The sequence below is a fragment of the Nocardia sp. NPDC003979 genome (assembly GCF_053605015.1).
In genome coordinates, this window is sequence record NZ_JBSGIJ010000003.1 from 122,048 (window position 1) to 144,161 (window position 22,114).

Consider the following 22,114-nt stretch of genomic DNA (forward strand, 5'->3'; position numbering starts at 1 on the left):
GTCGGCGTCGGTGACCTCGTGGAAGGTGACGTCGACCGCGGCTTCGGTCGGGCCGTACAGGTTGTGCACGGCCGCGCCGGTGAGGGCGCGCATCCGCTGGGCGGTCGGCGCGGGCAGCGCCTCACCGGAGGCGAAGACCAGGCGCAGGCTGTCGGCGCGGCCGTCGTCCTCGACGAGTTCGGCCACGAACACCGACATCATCGACGGCACGAAGTGCGCGGTGGTGACGCTCTCGGCGGCGATGAGTTCGGCCAGGTAGGCCGGGTCACGATGACCGTCCGGCTTGGCCACGACCAGGCGCGCACCGAGCTGCAAGGGCCAGAAGAACTCCCACACCGACACGTCGAAGGTAGCGGGCGTCTTCTGCAGCACCACGTCCTCGGCGGTCAGGCCGTACTGCTCCTGCATCCACACCAAGCGGTTCACGATCGCGGCGTGGCTCACCGCCACACCCTTCGGGCGACCCGTCGAACCGGAGGTGAAGATCACGTACGCGGTGTTCGACGGACGCAGCGGGGCGATCCGCTCGGCATCGGTGACCGGCGCGTCCGAGTACCCGGACAGGTCGAGGCTGTCGATGTGCAGGGCGGTGGTCGAGCCCGCGTCGAATTCGTCACGCGCCGTGGTCAATACGCACACCGGTGCCGCGGTCTCGAGCACGTAGTGGGTGCGCTCGGCCGGGTGGTCGGGGTCGAGCGGCACGTAGGCGCCACCGGCCACGCTCACCGCGTACATGCCGATCACCAGGTCGAGCGAGCGGCGCATGCCGAGCGCGACCATGGTGTCCGGGCCGACGCCCTGGGCGATCAGGTGCCGGGCCAGGCGGTTCACCCGGGCGGTGAACCCGGCGTAGGACAGAGTTGTCCCCTCGAAGGTGAGGGCAGGTGTGTTCGCGCTGGTCGCGGCCTGTGCCTGGAACATCGACACCAGGGTCGCGTCCTGGTCGACCGGGTGCGCGGTGGCATTCCAGTCGGCGACGACCTGGCGCTTTTCGACCGGTGCCAGCAGCTCCACGTCACCGATCGGGTGGGTCGGCTCGGCGACGACCGAGGACAGCATCCGCACCAGGCGCTTGGCCAGGTTCGCGATGGTGTCGGCGTCGAACATGTCTGTCGCGTAGGCGAACTCGGCGGTCATGCCGTCGGCGGAACCGTCGGCGCGGTAGCGGTCGGTCAGGTTCAGGTGCAGATCGAACTTGGCCGTCACCACGTCCAGCGGCACGCCAGCGACCTCGAGGCCGGGCAGTTCGAACGATGCCTCGCCGGTGTTCTGGAACGACAGCATCACCTGGAACAGCGGGTGACGGGCCTGCGAACGGGCCGGGTTGAGGATTTCGACGAGCCGCTCGAACGGCAGGTCGGCGTGGCCGAAGGCGGCCAGGTCGAGCTCCCGCGTGGCGGCGAGCAGCTCGGCGAACGACTGCGCCGGGTCGACGGTGCTGCGCAGCACGAGGGTGTTGACGAACATGCCGATGGCGTCGTCGAGCACCGCTTCACCACGGCCCGCGACGGCGGTACCGATGGCGATGTCGTCGCTGTTGGACAGGCGCGCGAGCAGGGCGGCGAACGCGGCGTGCACCACCATGAACAGGCTGGCGCCGTGTTCGCGGGCCAGCGCGTTGAGGCTGTGCGTCAGTGCCGGGTCGATCGAGAACTCGTGCACCCCACCGCGGTTGGAGGCCACGGCCGGACGCGGGCGGTCACTCGGCAGGTCCAGCTGGTCGGGCAGCCCGGCCAGGGTGTTCGACCAGTAGGCCACCTGCTGGGCGATCATCGACGACGGATCCGACTCCGAGCCGAGGGTTTCGCGCTGCCACAGCGCGAAGTCGGCGTACTGCACGGGCAGCGGCGCCCAGCCCGGTGCCTCGCCGCGCGAGCGGGCGGCGTAGGCGATCATCACGTCGCGGGCCAGCGGACGCACCGACCAACCGTCGCCGGAGATGTGGTGCACCACGAAGACGAGCACGTGGGTGTCGGGGTGCGAGCCGTCCATGGAACCGGCCACGCGCAGCAGTTCGGCGCGCACCGGGACCTGGGCGGTCACGTCGAAGCCGGCGAGCACCAGTTCGCTGATGCGGTCGCGGATCTCCTCCTCGCCGATGGTGATCGGATCGATCGTGATCGGCACCTGGGCCGCGGGCAGCACGACCTGCACGCCCTGGCCGTCGGCGGTTTCCGGGTAGACGGTGCGCAGCACCTCGTGCCGCTCCACCACGTCGGCCACAGCCTGGCGCAGCGCGTCGACGTCGAGGTCACCGGTGAGGCGGACAGCGAGGGGGATGTTGTTGACCCCGGTGGCGCTGTCGAACCGGTTGAGGAACCACATGCGCTGCTGGGCGAGCGAGAGCGGCACCTGTTCCGGGCGCGGCCCGGCGACGAGCTCGCGGCGGCTGCCGCTGCCCGCGTGGGTCTCCACCTTGGCGGCCAGCGCCGACACCGACGGCGCTTCGAACAGCACCCGAACCGGAACCCGGGTGTCGAGTGCGGCGCCGAGGCGGGCGACGACCTGGGTGGCGATGAGCGAGTTGCCGCCGAGGTCGAAGAAGTCGTCGTCGCGGCCGACCGGCTGGTCCTCGGACAGGCCGAGCACCTCGGCGAAGGTGGCGGCGACGATCTCCTCGATCGGGGTGCTCGGCGCACGGAACTCGCGGGCCTCGAACACCGGATCGGGCAGGGCGCGGCGGTCGAGCTTGCCGTTGGCGCTCAGCGGCATCTCGTCGAGCACGACGAACGCGGCCGGAACCATGTACGACGGCAGTTGCGCACCGAGATGCGCACGCAGCGTTTCGGTTTCGACGGTCGTACCCGCCGAGGGCACCACGTAGCCGACCAGCTGATCGCCGGTGCGGGCATCCGAACGCACGATCACCACGGCCTGGCCGACGGTGGCGTGCGCGGTGAGCGCGGCCTCGATCTCGCCGAGCTCGATGCGCAGACCGCGCAGCTTCACCTGGAAGTCGGTGCGGCCGAGGTAGGTGATCACACCGTGCTCGTCGCGGCGCACCAGGTCGCCCGTGCGGTACATGCGGGCGCCCGCGGGGCGGCCCGCAGGCCCGGAGGCGGTAGCGGAGCGTGACCCCGCAGGGCCTTGGGCCGCCCCGTCATTGGATTCAGCCGCGAACGGGTCGGCGACGAAGCGGTCGGCGGTGAGGTCGGGGCGGCCGAAGTAGCCGCGGGCCAGCTGGGAACCGGCCAGGTACAGCTCACCCGCGACCCCGGCCGGGACCGGGTGCAGGCGGGCGTCGAGCACGTAGGCCTCGGCGTTCCACACCGGCGCGCCGATCGGGACTGCGCCGTCGACCCGGTCGGCGACCGGGCCGTGCGTGGCGTGCACGGTGAACTCGGTCGGGCCGTACAGGTTGAACAGTTCGGCGTCGCTCACCCGCCGCAGCGCGGCCACGGCGTCACCGGTGAAGGCCTCACCGGCGATCAGCAGGGCGCGCAGTGAGGACAGCGCTTCGCCCTCGACCGCGGCCGCATCGATGCTGCCCGCGAAGACGGTGAGCATCGACGGGACGAACGAGGTCATCGTGACCCGTTGCGCCGCAATGACATCGGCGAGGTACTGCGGGTCGCGGTGCCCGTCGGGGCTCGCGACGACCAAGCTGCCACCGGTGCTCAGCGGGCCGAACAGCTCCCACACCGACACGTCGAAGGTGGCGGGCGTCTTGAACAGCACCACGTCGTCGGCACCGATGCCGTATTCCGCGGTGATCCAGCGGATCTGGTTCACCACCGCCGAGTGCGGCACCGCCACACCCTTCGGGCGACCGGTGGAACCGGAGGTGAAGATGACGTAGGCCGGGTGCTGCGGGCGCAGCGGTGCGATGCGCTCGGCATCGGTGACCGGGGTGTCGGAGTAGGCGGACAGGTCGATCGCGTCGACGACGAGTGTGGTCGGCTCGTCGACGGCGAAACCGTCGCGGGTCGTGGTCAGGACGACCACGGGATCGACGGTTTCGAGCACGTAGGCGATGCGGTCGGCGGGCTGGTCCAAGTCGAGCGGGACGTAGCCGCCGCCTGCTTCCTGCACCGCGTACGCCGCGACCACGAGGTCGATGCTGCGGCGCAGGCCGAGGGCGACCAGCTTCTCCGGGCCGACACCGGCCTCGATCAGGCGGTGCGCCAAACGGTGTACGCGCGAGGCGAATTCGGCGTAGGTGAGGGTTTCGCCGGTGGCCGGGTCGATGAGGGCGACCGCGTTCGGGGTGGCCGTGGCCTGGCGGGCGAACTCGTCGACGAGGGTGCCCGCGCCGGGTAGCTCGTGGGCGGTGTCGTTCCAGCCGCGAACGGCCAGTTGCACCTCGGCGGCATCCAGCAACGGGATGTCGCCCACGGCACGGTTCGGGGTGGCCGCGATGGCATTGAGCAGGCGGGTGAAGCGGGCGCCGAAGCGATGCATGGTCGACGCGTCGAACAGGTCGGTCGCGTAGATCAGCTCGGCGACCATGCCTGCGGTGTCACCGGGCTTCTCGGTGAGCACCACCTGCAGGTCGAACTTGGCGACATCGATCGGCAGGTCGACACCGCTGGCGGTGAGGCCGGGCAGTTCGAGGCTGGTCTGGCCGGTGTTCTGGAAGGCCAGCATCACCTGGAACAGCGGGTGGCGCGCCTGCGAGCGGGCCGGGTTGATGATCTCGACCAACCGCTCGAACGGCAGATCGGCGTGGCCGAACGACGCGATGTCACTGGTGCGGACCTGGGCGAGCAGCTCGCCGAAGCTCGCCGCGCCGTCGACCTCGGTGCGCAGCACCAGGGTGTTGACGAACATACCGATCAGGTCGTCGAGGGCGCGTTCGCCACGGCCCGCGATGGGCGTGCCGATGGCGATGTCGGACTCACCGGACAGCCGCGAGAGCAGCAGGGCCAGGGCCGCGTGCGTGACCATGAACAGCGTCACGCCACGGGTGCGGGCCAGCTCGGCGAGCGCCGCGTGGGTGCGGGCGTCGATCTCGAAGGTGTGGGTGGCGCCGCGACCGCTGGCGACGGCCGGGCGCGGCCGGTCGGCGGGCAGGTCGAGCTGCTCGGGCAGGCCGCGCAGGTGCTCACCCCAGAAGGCGATCTGCTGGGCGATCACCGAGGCCGCGTCGTCCTCGTCGCCGAGCACGGCGCGCTGCCACAGGGCGAAGTCGGCGTACTGGACCTCGAGCGGACGCCAGGCCGGTTCGGCGCCTTCCACGCGGGCGCTGTAGGCGGTCATCACGTCGCGGGTGAGCGGGCCCATGGAGAACCCGTCGGCCGAGATGTGGTGCACCACGAGGGCGAGCACGTGTTCGGTGGGGCTCACCTCGAACAGCGCGGCGCGGAACGGCACCTCGGCGGTGACGTCGAACGCGGTCAGCACGAGCTGCGAAAGACGCTGCGGCAGTTCGGCTTCGGTGGTCTCGATCGGGGCGAGGTCGGGGATGACCTTGCCGGTCGGGACGATCACCTGATGGGCGGCGCCATCGGCTTCCGGGTAGTAGGTGCGCAGCGACTCGTGGCGGGCCAGCACGTCGGCGACGGCCACCTGCAGCGCCTGGCGGTCGAGCAGACCGGACAGGCGAACAGCGGCGGGGATGTTGTCGACGGCCGACTCGGGGTCGAAGCGGTTGAGGAACCACATGCGCTGCTGGGCCAGCGACAGCGGCACCCGCGCGGGGCGCTGCTGCGGGACCAGCGGCGCGCGCCGCTCGTCACCGGAATGTGTCTCGGCCCGCGCGGCCAGCGCGGCGACCGTGGACGCCTCGAACAGTTCGCGCACGCCGATATCGGATTCCAGGGCGGCCGACAGGCGCGCGGCGACCTGGGTGGCGGTGAGCGAGTTGCCGCCGAGGGCGAAGAAGTCGTCGTCGAGGCCGACCCGGTCCAAGCCGAGCACATCGGCGAAGGTGGCGGCGACGATCTCCTCGACCGGTGTGGTCGGCGCGCGGAACACCGCGGCCTCGAACACCGGGGCGGGCAGGGCCTTGCGGTCGAGCTTGCCGGAGGCGTTGAGCGGGAACTCGTCGAGGACGATGATCACCGACGGCACCATGTAGGCGGGCAGGTTGTTGCCCAGTTCCTCACGCGCGTCCTCGATGTCGACCGTGCGGCCGACGGCGGGGATGACGTAGGCGACCAGCTGGTCGCCGGTGTGCTGGTCGCTGCGGACAACCACCACCGACTGGGCGACCTCGTCGAGGCCGGTGAGCGCGGACTCGATCTCGCCGAGCTCGATGCGCAGACCGCGCAGCTTCACCTGGAAGTCGGTGCGGCCCAGGTATTCCAGCTCGCCGTGTTCGGTCCAGGCGACGAGGTCGCCGGTGCGGTACATGCGCTCGCCGTTCTCACCGAACGGATTCGCGACGAAGCGGTCGGCGGTGAGGTCGGGGCGGGCCACGTAGCCGCGGGCCAGCTGGGTGCCCGCGAGGTAGAGCTCACCGGCGACACCGACCGGGACGGGCCGCAGGCGCGCGTCGAGGACGTAGACCTCGGTGTTGAAGACCGGGGCGCCGATCGGCACGGTGTCGGTGTCGGTGTCGACGACCTCGTGGAAGGTGACGTCGACCGCGGCCTCGGTGGGGCCGTACAGGTTGTGCAGCGCCGCACCGGTGAGCTCGCGCAGGCGGTGCGCTGGCTTGGGCGGCAGCGCCTCACCGGAGGCGAACACCATGCGCAGCGAATCACACTGCGCGGCAGCGGCATCCGCGACGAACACCGCGAGCATCGACGGCACGAAGTGGGTGACGGTGACACCCTCGGCCGCGATGATCTCGGCCAGGTAGGCCGGATCACGATGACCGTCCGGCTTGGCCACGACCAGGCGCGCACCGATCTGCAAGGGCCAGAAGAACTCCCACACCGACACGTCGAACGTGGCGGGCGTCTTCTGCAGGACGACATCGGCCTCGGTCAGCCCGTACTGCGCCTGCATCCACACCAGGCGGTTGACGATCGCGCCGTGGCTGACGGCAACACCCTTCGGACGACCCGTCGAACCGGAGGTGAAGATCACGTACGCGGTGTTCGACGGGCGCAGCGGGGAGGTGCGTTCGGCGTCGGTGAGGCGGGTGTCGGCGTAACCGGACAGGTCGAGCAGGTCGATGCGGACCTGCGCGGTGTCGATCTCCAGATCGGTGCCCGAGGTGAGCACACACACCGGATCCGCCGTCGCGAGAATGTATTCCGTGCGCTCGGCCGGGTGATCGGGGTCGAGCGGCACGTAGGCGCCACCGGCCACGCTCACCGCGTACATGCCGACAACCAGGTCGAGCGAGCGGCGCATGCCGAGGGCCACATAGGTTTCCGGGCCGACACCACGGTCCACGAGCCAGCGGGCCAGGCGATACACCTGTGCCGCGAACTCGGCGTAGGACAGACTCGTCCCCTCGAAGGTGAGGGCGGTGGCCTGCGGGGTGCGGGCCAACTGCTCCTCGAACATCGAGACCAGGGTGGCGCGCTGATCCACCTCGTGCGCGGTGGCGTTCCACTCGCGCACGACGAGTGCGCGTTCGGCGGCGTCGAGCAGTTCGATATCGCCCACGGCCACCGTCGGTTCGGCGGTGATCGCGGTGAGCACCCGGATCAGGCGCTCGGCGATGCGGTGCACCGTCGCGGCGTCGAACAGGTCGCTCAGATAGCCGGCGCGGATGCGCAGCTGGGTGTCGAGCTGGGCGATCAGCGAGAGCGGGTAGTGGGTGGCGTCTGCCGCGTCCAGGCCGGTGACGGCCATGCCGTCGATGTCGGCGGCCTGGGCCTTGATGCCCTCGGCGTCGACCGGGTAGGACTCGAAGACCACCAGCGAGTCGAACAGGCCACCGATCCCGGCGGCCGACTGGATCTCGGCTAGGCCGATGTAGTGGTGGTCGAGCAGGTCGGCCTGCTCGCCCTGGGTACGGGTCAGCACGTCGCGCACCGCCTCGGCGGCGTCGAAGCGCACGCGCACCGGCACGGTGTTGATGAACAGGCCGACCATCGACTCCACGCCCGACAGCTGCGCGGGACGACCGGAGACGGTGGTGCCGAACAGCACGTCGTCGCGACCGGTCATCCGGCCGAGCACGATCGACCACGCCACCTGCAGCACCGTGTTCGGGGTGACGCCGAGGTCGGCGGCCAGCGCGACCAGGCGGCCGGTGGTGATCTCGTCCAGATCGAACAGGTACTCGTCCGACAGGGCGGTGATCTCGCGGCTCGCGTCCGGGCGGGCGAGCAGCGTGGGCTCGGTGACCCCGCGCAGCGCATCGGACCAGACGGCCACGGAGGCCGCATGATCCTGCTGGGCAACCCATTCCAGGAAGTGCCGGTAGGAGCGGACGGCGGGCAGCGCGCTCGCGTCACCGTGCAGGGCGTAGAGCGCGAGCAGGTCACGCATCACCAGCGGCATCGACCAGCCGTCGAGCAGGATGTGGTGGTTGGTCACCACGAAACGCCATTCGTGCTCGCCCACCTGGATCAGGGTGAAGCGGATGAGCGGCGGCTCGGCCAGGTCGAAGCGGGCGTTGCGGTCGGCCTCGACGAGGTCGGCGAACTCGCCTGATTCGGTGCGGTCGTGTTCGGCCCAGACCACGCGGGCGTTGTCGAGGACGATCTGCACGGCGTTGCCGTCGTGATCGGTGACGAACGCGGTGCGCAGGGTCTCGTGCCGGTCGAGCAGTGCCTGGGCGGCGGCGCGCAGACGGGTGGCGTCGACATGACCGGTGAGCGTCAGCACCGCCTGGGCGGTGTAGACATCGACCGAGCTCGCGGCGAGGCGGGCGTGGAAGAACAGGCCGGCCTGCAGCGCGGCCAGCGGCCACACCTGGGTCAGCTCGGGGTAGCGGCGCTCCCAGACGTCGATATCGCGCTGGGTGGCGCGCACGAGCGCGAAGTCGGACGGCGTGTGACCGCCCGCGTCGGTGGAATTGGCGTGCCGGGCAACGGCTTCCAGCGCGGTGACCCACAGGTCGGCGAATTCGTGGACCTCGGCCTCGCCGAGCAGGGTGCTCGGGTAACCGATATTGGCGCTGAGCTTGTCGCCGACGACGATCGCGTTGACATCGAGCGGTGCCATCGCGGGCATGTCGGCGTCGTAGGCGCCGCCGAGGGAGGCCAGCTCCGCGGCGGGGATCCAGCCGAAACCGCGCAGCGCGTCGGGGACATCGCTGTCGGCGACCCGGCCGAGGTAGTTGAAGCTGATCTGGCCGGGCAGCTCGGTGGGCAGTTCGGCGGCGGTGTCGGCGTTCATGTACCGCAGCAGGCCGTACCCGATGCCCTTGTCGGGCACCGAGAGCAGCTGTTCCTTGACCGCCTTCACGGCCTGGCCGATCGCCGGACCACCGGCCAGCGCGGCGTCGAGATCGATGCCGGTCAGGTCGAGGCGCACCGGGAAGATCGCGGTGAACCAGCCGACCGTGCGGGACAGGTCGGCACCGGGCGCGACCTCTTCCTCGCGGCCGTGGCCTTCCAGGCGCACCAGCAGGGCGTCGTTCGCGTCGTCCGACTTGCCGGGGACGCGACGGGTGCGCCACTTGGCGGCGGCCAGCGCGAGCGCGGTGAGCAGACCGTCGTTCACGCCGCCGTGGAAGAGGGCGGGCACGGTGGTGAGCAGGGCCTTGGTGACCTCGGCGGACACCTCCACCGGCAGCTTCTCGATCACACCGGAGACGTCGACGGCCGGGTTCATCGGCCGCTCGGTGAGCAGCGGGTCCGGCGTTTCGACGACCTCACGCCAGAAGTCGAGCTCGGCGAGGCGGTCGGGGTTGCGTGCCTCGTCGGCCAGGGCGTGCGCCCAGGCGCGCATGGACGTGGCGGGCGCGACCAGCTCCGGTTGCTGGCCCGAGGACAGCTGACCCCAGGCGGAGACGAAGTCGGGCACCAGGATTCGCCACGACACGCCGTCGACGACGAGGTGGTGAGCGACGACGATCAGTCGTCCGGCCCGGCGCGCGGGCTTGGTTCCCGCAGACTCTGCACTCTGCGCGACATCACCGGCCGACGCGGCGCCACCGACGGACGCGACGCCACCCGGCACCACATCGCCTGCCGACGCGGCGGCACCAGCGGACGCGGCATCGGCGGTGGCGGCGTTGCCCGGCAGCGAGATGGTCGGGGTCGTCGACTCGCTGGGCTCCAACCATACGAAGCGGACGACGACACCGTTGGCCGGATCGAGGCGGTCCAGACTGGAATCCAGTGCGGCCGAGGCGATCTCGAACAGTTCGGCGTCGGAGACGTTCGGGTCGAAGGTGGTGTGGTCGATCAGGGTGTCGGCGTCCACGCTGCCCGCGGGGCCGGTGGTGACGACCCAGCGGCCGTCGACCTGGTGCAGGCGCGAGCGCAGCATGTCGTGGCGGTCGACGACCGCGCCGACAGTGGCCGCGATCCCCGCCCGGTCGATGCCGACGGGCAGCTCGAGGGCCATGGTCTGGTTGAACCGGTCGAACGAACCCGACCGCTCGGCCATGAATCGCACCACCGGGGTCAGCGGCATCTCACCGACGCCACCGCCGGGCAGCTCCGCCAGGGTCACGGCAGAAGCCGCTGCCACATCGGCGGTTTCGGCGACCGAGGACAGACCGGCGACGGTGCGCTGCTCGAACACGTGGCGCGGGGTGAACAGCACGCCGCGGGCCTTGGCCCGGGAGACGAGCTGAATGGAGACGATGGAGTCGCCGCCCAGGGCGAAGAACGAGTCGTCCACACCCACGCGCTCCACGCCGAGCACCTCGGCGAACACCTCGGCGATGGTCTGCTCGATCGGGGTGCGCGCGGCCCGGAAGGAGACCTCGGTGGCGAACACCGGCTCCGGCAGGGCCTTGCGGTCGAGCTTGCCGACCGGGGTGAGCGGCACCCGGTCGATCACCATGATCGACGACGGAACCATGTAGGCGGGCAGGCGTTCCTCGACGTGCGCGGTGAGCGCGGCGACGTCGATCGAACGGCCAGGCGCGGCAACGACATACGACACCAGCGAGACGGCGCCCGCGGTGCTCTTGTGGCCGAGGGTGACGGCGAAGTCGACCGTGTCGTGCGAGGCGAGGGCGGAGTCGATCTCGCCCAGTTCGATACGGAAACCGCGGATCTTCACCTGGAAGTCGGAGCGGCCGACGTACTCGACGGTGCGTTCCGGCGTCCAGCGCACGACGTCACCGGTGCGGTACATCCGCTCCCCCGGGACGAACGGGTCGGCGACGAACCGGTCGGCGGTCAGGCCGGGGCGGGCGTGGTAGCCGCGCGCCAGCTGGATGCCCGACAGGTACAGCTCACCCGCGACACCCACCGGAACGGGCTGGAGCTGGGCGTCCAGGATCAGCGAGCGCATGCCGCGCGTGGGTCCACCGATGGTGACCAGCTCGCCCGGCACCAGCGCATCGCTGATGTTCGTCATGATCGTGGTCTCGGTCGGACCGTAACCGTTGTGGAAGGCACGAGTCGTGCCGTCCGCCAACGGAACCGCCCACTTCGTCACCAGATCGGCGGGCACCGCTTCACCACCGGCGACCAGCACCCGCAGCGAATCCAGGCCGCTCGGGTCGAAGGTCGCCAGGGCGGCGGGGGTGATGAAGGCGTGGGTGACCCGCTCGGCGCGGATCAGTTCGGACAGTTCGTCACCGCCGTACACACCCGGCGGGACGACCACCAGCGCACCACCGCGCGCCAGGGCGAGCAGCAGTTCCAGGATCGACGCGTCGAACGAGGGCGAGGCGAAATGCAGTGCGCGCGTGGACGAATCGAGGTGGTAGCGCTGCGCCTGCTCCTCGCCGAAGTTGGCGAGACCGGCGTGGGTGACCACGACGCCCTTGGGCACACCGGTGGAACCGGAGGTGTAGATGACGTAGGCGGGTTGCTCGGGGGTGGTCGCCCGGACCAGCTCGTCGTCGGCGATCGGGCTGCCGTCGAAACGGTCGAGGTCGAGCTCGTCGAGGACGAGCCAGCCCGCCGCCGACTTGCCGGCCACCTGCGCACCACCGGCGACGATGTCGGACTTCTCCGCCTCGGCGGCAGCGCTGGCGGCGGAATCGAGCGTCTGCGCGGCAGTGGAAGTACGCGAGCCGGTCGCAATGTCGGGCAACCCACCGAGCACCGATGCCACCGTGATGCCCAGCGGCGACCCGGAGTCGGTGACCATGTGGGCGATGCGGTCGGCGGGGTAGGTCGGGTCGACGGGCACGAAGGCGGCGCCGGTCTTGGCGACGGCCCAGGCGGCGAGCACCGAGTCGGCCGAGCGCGGAACGCCGATGGCGACGAGGTCTTCGGCGCCGATGCCCTGCTCGATCAGCAAGCGCGCCAGGCGGTTCGAGCGCTCGTCGAGCTCGGCGTAGGACAGAGTTGTCCCCTGGAACACGACGGCATCGCCGGTCGGGTTCTGGACGACGGCGTCGGCGAGCAGGGCGCGCAGGGTGCGGGCGGGCACCGGCGGGGCGCCGACGCGGAACACCAGGTCGGCCCGTTCGGCGGCGTCGAGGACGTCGATGGCGCCGATGGTCACCGAGGCGTCGGCGGCCACGGCCTCGAGCACGCGCTCCCAGCGGGTGGCGATGGTGTCGACCGTGGACTCGTCGAACAGTTCGGTGGCGTAGTTCAGCGCCAGCGCCATCCCGCCGTGGCCGGGTTCGCCCAGCTCGGACAGGGTGAACTGCAGGTCGAAGCGGGCGACGCTCTCGTCGAGATCGAGCGCCGACACGGCCAGACCGGGCAGTTCCAGGGTGGTGCGGTCCAGGTTCTGGAAGGCCAGCATCACCTGGAACAGCGGGTTGCGGGCCTGCGACCGCTCGGGTGCGAGCAGTTCGACCAGGCGCTCGAACGGCACGTCGGCATTGCCGTAGGCATCGAGGTCGGTCTTGCGGGCCTGCTCGAGCAGGTCGGTGAACGACTCACCGGGGCGCACACCGGTGCGCAGCACCAGGGTGTTGACGAACATGCCGACGAGGTCGTCGAGGGCCTGTTCACCGCGGCCGGCGATGGGGGTGCCGATGGCGATGTCGTCGGAACCGGACAGCCGGGCCAGCAGCACCGCGAGCGCGGTGTGCATGACCATGAACAGCGAGGCACCCTGGCGACGGGCCACCTCGTCGAGGCGGGCGATCAGCTCCGGCGAGAGCTCGCGGTGCACCGAAGCGCCGCGCAGCGAGGCGACGGCCGGACGCGGCCGGTCGAAGGGCAGGGTCAGTTCGTCGGGGACTCCGGCGAGCTGACGCTGCCAGTAGGCCACCTGACGCGCCATCAGCGAGTCGCTGTCGTCCTCGGTGCCGAGGACGGCGCGCTGCCAGACGGCGAAGTCGGCGTACTGCACCGGCAGCGGCGCCCAGCCGGGCGCGGTGCCCTGGGCACGAGCCGTGTAGGCCAGCATCACGTCGCGGGTCAGCGGGGCGATGGAGAAACCGTCGGCGGCGATGTGGTGGACCACCACGACAAGCACGTGCTCGTGCTCGTCGACGCGGAACAACCGGGCGCGCAACGGAACCTCTTCCGCCACATCGAATCCGGTGGAGACGAACTCGGTGACGGTTTCGAAGAGCTGATCGGCGGCGACGGTGACCGGGCGCAGATCCAGCGAAATGCGTTCGGCCGCAACGACTTGCTGCACCGGGGTGCCGCCGTGCTCGGGGTAGCGGGTGCGCAGCGATTCGTGCCTGCGCACGAGGTCGGCCAGCGCCAGCGACAGCGCCTCGACGTCGAGGTCGCCGGTGAGGCGGATCGCGACGGGCAGGTTGTAGGCCGAGGAGGTGGTGTCGTACTTGTTGAGGAACCACATCCGCTGCTGGGCGAACGACAGCGGGACCAGTTCGCCGTCGGTGCGTTCGCGGGCGACGAGCGCCGCGCGGGCGGTGCCGCCGGTGTGCGATTCCACCCGGGCCGCGAGGGCTTCCACGGTCGACGCTTCGAACAGGGCACGCACGGGCACCGTCGCACCGAGCGCCGCGCCGATGCGGGCGACGACGCGGGTGGCGATCAGCGAGTTGCCGCCGAGGTCGAAGAAGTCGTCGTCGACACCGACCCGGTCCAGGCCGAGCACGTCGGCGAACACCGCGGCCACGGTTTCCTGCACCGGGGTGACCGGGGCGCGGAAGGCACGCGCCTGCACCGCCGGGGCGGGCAGGGCACGGCGGTCGAGCTTGCCGTTGACGGTGAGCGGGATCCACTCGAGCCGCACGAGCGCGGCCGGAACCATGTAGGCGGGCAGCTGCTCGGCGGCGCCGGTGCGCACGGCGTCGAGATCGGGTTCGATGTCGGCGTCGGCGACCACGTAGGCGACGATGCGCTGGTCACCGGGGGTGTCCTCACGCACGATGACCGCCGCCTGCGCGATGCCGGGCTGAGCGAGCACGGCGGCTTCGATCTCACCGAGCTCGATGCGGAAACCACGCACCTTCACCTGGTCGTCGGCGCGGCCGAGGTATTCGAGCTCGCCGAAACGGTTCCAGCGCGCGAGGTCGCCGGAACGGTACAGCCGCGAACCGGCCTGGTTCGGGCCCGCAAGGGGGTTGGCGACGAAGCGGGTGGCGGTCAGGTCCGGCCGACCCAGGTAGCCACGCGCCAATTGCGGTCCCGCGACATACATCTCACCCGCGACACCCACCGGCACCGGGCGCAGACGCGAGTCGAGCACGAACACGCTCAGGCCCGCGATGGCCCGGCCGACGACCGAACCGGCCGCCGCCGCGATGGTCTTCGCGTCCAGCGCGCGGAACGACACGTGCACCGTGGTCTCGGTGATGCCGTACATGTTCACCAGCGTCGGCGACGAATCACCGTGGCGGGCAACCCAATCCGACAGGCGGCGCAGCTCGAGCGCTTCACCGCCGAACACCACGTAACGCAGGGCCAGCGGCGCCACGCCCGGTCCGGCGTTCCGGTCGGCCTCGGCCAGCTGATAGAACGCCGACGGCGTCTGGTTGAGCACCGTCACCTGCTCCACCCGCAGCAGTTCCAGGAACTGCTCGGGCGAACGCGAGGTGTAGTAGTCGACGACGATCAGTGAGCCGCCGAACAGCAGCGGACCCCACAGCTCCCAGACGGAGAAGTCGAAGGCGTAGGAGTGGAACAACGTCCACACGTCGCGCGGGCCGAAGCCGAAGTCGCGATCGGTATTGGCGAACAGCCGCACCACATTCCGGTGCGCGACGGCGACGCCCTTGGGGCGACCGGTCGAGCCGGAGGTGTAGATGACATAGGCGACATTGTCCGGCGACAGCGGCGCGAGGCGGTCGGCATCGGTGATGGGCGCGTCGTCGGCGTCCTCCACATTGCCGGTCTCCACGGCGAACCCGTCGAGGACCACCGAGGGCAGATGCGCGGGCACCGTCACCTGGACGGTGGAGTCGAGCACGACGCTGGTCGGGCGCGAATCCTCGAGCACGTAGGCGATGCGCTCGGCCGGATACGTCGGATCGACCGGCACATAACCGGCACCGGTCTTCACCACCGCGAGCAGGGCGACGACCAGATCCAGCGAACGCGGCAGAATCACCGCGACCAGCGACTCCGGACCGGCACCGTCGTCGATCAGCCTGCGCGCCAGCACATTCGCGCGCCGGTCGAGCTCGGCGTAGGTGAGCGATTCGACGCCGAACTTGGCGGCGATCCGGTCCGGGTAGGCGGCCGCGGCCGCGTCGAACAGGTCGACGAGGGTGGTGTGCCGGTTGCCGAACAGCCCGCGCCGGTAGCCGGCGGGGGTGCTGGCATCGTGCACCACGGGCAGGGCGATGGCGTCGGCGCCCGAGGACACCCAGCGCTGGGCGACATCGCGCTGTTCGGCCTCACCGAGCAGGTCGATGTCACCGACGATCACGTCCGGGTTCTCGGCCACCGTGCGCAGGATGCGGACCAGGCGGTCGCCGAAGGCGGCGACGGTCTCGGCGTCGAACAGATCGGTGGCGTAGTTCCAGGACATGGCGAGCGAGCCGTCGGCGGCCTCGCCGACGGTGAGCTGCACGTCGAACTTCGCTGTGCCCGGGTCGAAGTCGACCACGTCGAGGTCGAGACCCGGCAGCGCGACGGTACCGGTGTCGGCGGCGGTGGCCGCCTCGAAGGTGAGCGCCACCTGGAACAGCGGGTGGTGCGCCTGTGAGCGGGTGGGGCTGAGCACCTCGACGAGCCGTTCGAACGGCACGTCGGCGTTGGCGAAGGCCGACAGGTCGACCTTGCGGACCTGCTCGAGCAGGTCGCCGAAGCGCCCGCCGAGGTCGACCTCGCTGCGCAGCACCAGGGTGTTGACGAACATGCCGACCAGGTCGTCGAGCGAACGTTCGCCACGGCCGGCGATCGGGGTGCCGATGGCGATGTCGGTGCTGTTGGACAGTCTCGCGGCCCAGGTGGCCAGGGCCGCGTGCATCACCATGAACAGGGTGACGCCACGGGCGCGGGCGATCTCGGTGAGCGCGCGATGCAGCTCGGCATCGATCGAGAACCGGTACAGGTCACCGGCATTGGTCGCGATCTCGGGACGCGGCCGGTCGGCGGGCAGTTCGATCTGGTCGGGCAGGTCGCGCAGCTGCTCGGTCCAGTAGGCGAGCTGACCCGCGGCGACCGAATCGGGATCGGACTCCTCGCCGAGCACCTCACGCTGCCACAGCGTGTAGTCGGCGTACTGCACCTCGAGGGGCGCCCACGCGGGCACCTCACCGCGAGCGCGTTCGGTGTAGGCGACCACCACGTCACGCAGCAGCGGACGCAGCGAGAAACCGTCACCGCTGATGTGGTGCATCACCAGGACGGCGACATGCGTGCGCTCATCGATCCGCAGCAGGCTCGCGCGGAACGGCACCTCGCGGGTGACATCGAACTGCACGCTCGCCAGCTCGACCACGCGGGCGACGACATCCTCGGCGGCGACCGGCTGGGCAGGCAGTGCGAAACGGACCTCGTCGACGGGCAGGATCTGCTGGTAGCCGGCGCCTTCGATCTCGGGATAGAAGGTGCGCAGCGACTCGTGCCGGGCCATCACGTCGGCGATGGCGGATTCCAGTGCGGCCGTGTCGAGTTCACCGGTGAGCCGGACGGCGATCGGGATGTTGTTGACGGCGGTGCGGTTGTCGAAGCGGTTGAGGAACCACATCCGCTGCTGGGCTTGCGACAGCGGGACCAGCTCGGGACGCGGACGCGGGGCAAGCGGCACACGGGCGCCACGGCCGGACGCGGTCTCCACACGGGCCGCGAGCGCGGCGACGGTCGGCGCCTCGAACAGCGCGCGCAGCGGCACCTGGGCGTCGAGGGCCTCCGACAGGCGCGCGGCGACCCGGGTGGCCACCAGCGAGTTGCCGCCGAGTTCGAAGAAGTCGTCGTCGAGGCCGACCTGGCCCGCGCCGAGCACCTCGGCGAAGGTGGCGGCGACGATCTGCTGCACCGGGGTGACCGGCGCCTGGAACACCCGCGCGGCGAACACGGGGGCGGGCAGTGCCTTGCGGTCGAGCTTGCCGGAAGCGTTGAGCGGGAAGGCGTTCAGCACCATGAACGCGGCGGGCACCATGTACACCGGCAGTTCGGCCGACAGGGCGGCCTTCGTCGCGTCGGTGTCGACACTCTGCCCGGTCTCCGGGATCACGTAGGCGACCAGCTGGTCGCCGGTGTGCTCGTCGGCGCGCACCACCACGACCGCCTGCGCGATCTGCGGCAGCGCGGTGAGCGCGGACTCGATCTCACCGAGTTCGATGCGCAGACCGCGCAGTTTCACCTGGAAGTCGGTGCGGCCCAGGTATTCCAGCTCGCCGTCGGGGGTCCAGGTGACGAGGTCACCGGTGCGGTACATGCGCTCGCCCGGGGTGAACGGGTCGGCGACGAAGCGGTCCATCGTGAGGTCGGGGCGACCGACGTAGCCGTGGGCCAGCTGCACGCCCGCCAGATACAGCTCACCCGCGACACCGACCGGAACGGGTCGCAGCCGCGAATCCAGCACGTACAGACGGGTGTTGAACACCGGCGCGCCGATCGGCACGGTGTCGGTGTCGGCCTCGGTGACCTCGTGGAAGGTCACGTCGACCGCGGCCTCGGTCGGGCCGTACAGGTTGTGCAGCGCGGCACCGGTGAGCTCGCGCAGGCGCTGCGCGGTCGGCGCGGGCAGCGCCTCACCGGAGGCGAACACATTGCGCAGCGAAACACAGTCGGCCGCAAGCGGTTCGGTGACGAACACGGCCATCATCGACGGCACGAAGTGCACCGTGGTGACCTGCTCCGCCACGATCAGCCGGGCCAGGTAGGCGGGGTCGCGATGCCCGTCGGGCTTGGCGACGACCAGGCGCGCACCGACCTGCAGCGGCCAGAAGAACTCCCACACCGACACGTCGAAGGTGGCGGGCGTCTTCTGCAGCACCACGTCGTCGGCGGCCAGACCGTAGGCGGCGTGCATCCACACGAGGCGGTTGACGATGGCCGCATGGCTGACCGCGACGCCCTTGGGGCGACCGGTCGAACCCGAGGTGAAGATGACGTAGGCGGTGTTGCCCGAGCGCAGCGGGCGATGCCGGTCGGCGTCGGTGACCGGCTCGGCCGAGTGGCCGGACAGGTCGAGCTGGTCGATGCGTACCTCGCGACCGGCGGCCGCGGGCAGGCTCTCCCCCGACGTCAGCACGCACACCGGCTGGGCGGTGTCGAGGATGTGCTCGATGCGCTCGGCCGGGTGATCGGGGTCGAGCGGCACGTACGCGCCACCGGCGGCGGACACGGCGTACATGCCGACCAGCAGGTCGATCGAACGCCGCATGCCGAGGGCCACATACGATTCCGGGCCGACACCGGCGTCCTTGAGCCAGCGGGCGAGCTTGCGCACGCGGACCGCGAACTCGGCGTAGGACAGACTCGTCCCCTCGAACGTGAGAGCCGTCGCGTCGGGCGTGCGCGCGACCTGCGCCTCGAACAGGGCGTTGAGGGTGGCCGGGTCGTCGTCGCTCGGGGTGCTCAGTGCCGCGTCGACCGCGAACTCGGTGTCGTTCCAGCGGTCGAGCACCAGGGTGCGCTCGGCGTTGTCGAGCAGTTCGATGTCGCCGACGGGGGCGGTCGGGTCGGCCACGATCGCACCGAGCACACGCAGCAGGCGGGCGCCGAAGGTGGCGGCGAACTGCGAGTCGAAAAGGTCGGTGGCGTAGACGAGTTCGGCGTCGAGGTGGCTGTCGTCGTCGGCCGGGACCTCGCTCAGCGCGAGCTGCAGGTCGAACTTGGCGGTGTGCTGGTCGATGCCCAGCTCCGACACGGTCAGACCGGGCAGTTCCAGGGTGGTGCGGCCCAGGTTCTGGAACGACAGCATCACCTGGAACAGCGGGTGCCGCGACTGCGAGCGGGCCGGGTTGAGCACCTCGACGAGGCGCTCGAACGGCACGTCGGCGTGGGCGAAGGCCGCCAGATCGTTCTCGCGCACCTGGCCGAGCAGCTCGGTGAAGGTGACGCCGGGGTCCACCTCGGCGCGCAACACCAGGGTGTTGACGAACATGCCGACCAGGTCGTCGAGTGCCTGCTGGCCACGACCGGCGACCGGGGTGCCGATGGCGATGTCGGAGGTGCCCGACAGGCGCGCGAGCAGCACGGCGAAGGCGCTGTGCACGACCATGAACAGGGTGGTGCTGTGCTCGTGAGCGACGCGGTTGAGGGCGTCGACGAGTTCGCCCGGCACCTCGAAGCGGTGCGTGCCCGCCTGGTAGCTGGCCTGCGCGGGCCGCGACTTGTGGCCCAGGCGCAGCTCGTCGGGCAGGTCGGCCAGCGCGGTGCGCCAGTGGTCGAGCTGCTCGGAGATCAGCGAGGTGGGGTCGTTCTCGTCGCCGAGGACCTCGCGCTGCCACAGCGCGTAGTCCACGTACTGCACGGCGAGCGGCGGCCAGCCGGGCTCGGCGTTGGCGGTGCGGGCGACGTAGGCGGTCATCAGGTCGCGCACCAGCGGGCGCAGCGAGAAACCGTCGGAGGCGATGTGGTGGACCACCATCACCAGCACGTGCTCGCGTTCGCTCAGCTCGTAGACCCGAAGGCGCACCGGCGGATTCGCGGTGACGTCGAAACCGCGACGGGCGAACTCGTAGAGCGAAATGGCCATGTCGGTCTCGTCGGCCTCGACCAGTTCCACGTCCGGAATGGCGGCCGCGGCGGCGAGCACCTTCTGGTAGGCGGTGCCGTCGTGGGACGGGAAGACCGTACGCAGCGACTCGTGGCGGGCGATCACGTCGGCGACGGCCCCGCGCAGGGCGGGGAAGTCGAGCAGGCCCTGCAGGCGCACCGCGACCGGGATGTTGTAGGTGCCGGTGTCCTCGGCGTCGAAGCGGTTGAGGAACCACATGCGCTGCTGTGCCAGCGACAGCGGCGGGTACTCCGGACGCGGACGCGCGGTGAGTTCGGCGCGCAGACCGCTGCCCGCGTGCGATTCCACCCGCGCGGCGAGCGCGCCGACGGTCGGCGCCTCGAACAGGGTGCGCACGCCGACCTCGGCGTCGAGCGCCTTGCTCAGGCGGGCCGCCACCTGGGTGGCGACCAGCGAGTTGCCGCCGAGGGCGAAGAAGTCGTCGTCCACGCCCACGCGCTCGGCGCCGAGCAGGTCGGCGAAGATCTCGGCGACGATCTCCTCGATCGGCGTCGAGGGCGCGCGGAACACCTTGGCCTCGAACACCGGGGCGGGCAGCGCCTTGCGATCGAGCTTGCCGGAGGCGTTGAGCGGGAACGCTTCGAGCACGACGAGCGCCGAGGGCACCATGTAGGCGGGCAGCTCGGCGGCGAGCCCGGCCTTGACGGCGGCCACATCGAGAGCCGAGCCCGGTTCGGGCACAACGTAACCCACGAGCTGATCGCCCGCGTGCGCGTCGGCACGGACAACGACGACCGACTGCGCGACACCGGGCTGGGCCAGCAGCGTCGCCTCGATTTCACCGAGCTCGATGCGCAGACCGCGCAGCTTCACCTGGAAGTCGGTGCGGCCCAGGTAGTTCAGTTCACCGTCGCGGGTCCAGGTGACCAGGTCGCCGGTGCGGTACATGCGCGAACCGGCGGGGCCGTAGGGGTTGGCGACGAAGCGGTCGGCGGTGAGGTCGGCCCGGTTGAGGTAGCCGACGGCGAGCTGATCGCCCGCCAGGTACAGCTCACCCGCGACACCGGAGGCGACGGGGTGCAGGCGCGAATCCAGCACGAACACCTTGGTGTTCCACACCGGACGGCCGATCGGCACCGACTCCACGTCGGCGTCGACGACCTCGTGATAGGTCACGTCGACGGCGGCCTCGGTGGGGCCGTACAGGTTGTGCAGGCGGGCGCCGGTCAGCTCACGCAGGCGCTGCGCGGTGGGCGCGGGCAGCGCCTCACCGGAGGCGAACACCTGGCGCATGCGCACCGCGTCGCCGTTGCCGTTGTTGCCGAGGGTCGACACGAACACCGACAGCATCGACGGCACGAAATGCGCTGTGGTGATGGACTGTTCGGCGATGATCTGCGCCAGGTACACCGGGTCGCGGTGACCGTCGGGCTTGGCGACCACCAGGCGCGCACCGGTCTGCAGCGGCCAGAAGAACTCCCACACCGACACGTCGAAGGTGGCGGGGGTCTTCTGCAGCACCGCGTCGGTGGCGTCGATCGGGTACTCGTGCTGCATCCACAGCAGCCGGTTCACGATCGCGGCGTGGTCGACGGCGACACCCTTGGGGCGGCCGGTCGAACCGGAGGTGAAGATGACGTAGGCGGTGTTGCTGTCGCGCAGCGGACGCACCCGCTCGGCGTCGGTGATCGGGGCACCGCTGAAATCGGCGGGCGCCTCGATGTTCTCGACGGCGTGCACGGTGACGCCCTCGGCCTCGAAACCGTCGCGACGGCTGGTGAGCACCAGCTGCGGCTCCGCGGTCTCGATGATGTGGCCGATGCGGTCGGCGGGCTGATCGGGGTCGAGGGGCACGTAGGCCGCACCCGTCTGCAGCACCGCGTACATCGCGACGACGAGTTCGGTGGAACGCCGGGTGGCAAGGGCCACATGCGAACCCGGGCCGACACCGTCGGCGATCAGCCTGCGGGCGATGCGGTTGGCGCGCTCCTGCAGCTCACGGTAGGTGAGCTGTTCGGCTTCGAAGACCAGCGCGACCGCGTCGGGGGTGCGCTCCACCTGGGCGTCGAACAGCGAGACCAGGGTGGCGTGCGGCACCGCGTGCGCGGTGTCGTTCCAGTCGACCAGGACCTGCGCGTGCTCCTCGGGCGCGAGCAGGTCGATGTCGCCGACCGGC

General features: G+C 70.7%; 1 protein-coding gene (only partly in view). It reads right to left on the reverse strand.

Every position in this 22,114-nt window falls within one protein-coding gene, locus ACWEVR_RS07470, for a non-ribosomal peptide synthase/polyketide synthase (protein ID WP_452466228.1), read on the reverse strand. The gene is 44,085 nt long; 14,214 of those nucleotides lie to the left of the window and 7,757 to its right, leaving coding positions 7,758-29,871 in view — codons 2,586 (partial) to 9,957 (complete); reading right to left, the first codon wholly in view occupies positions 22,111-22,113. Both codon boundaries (start and stop) fall beyond the window edges.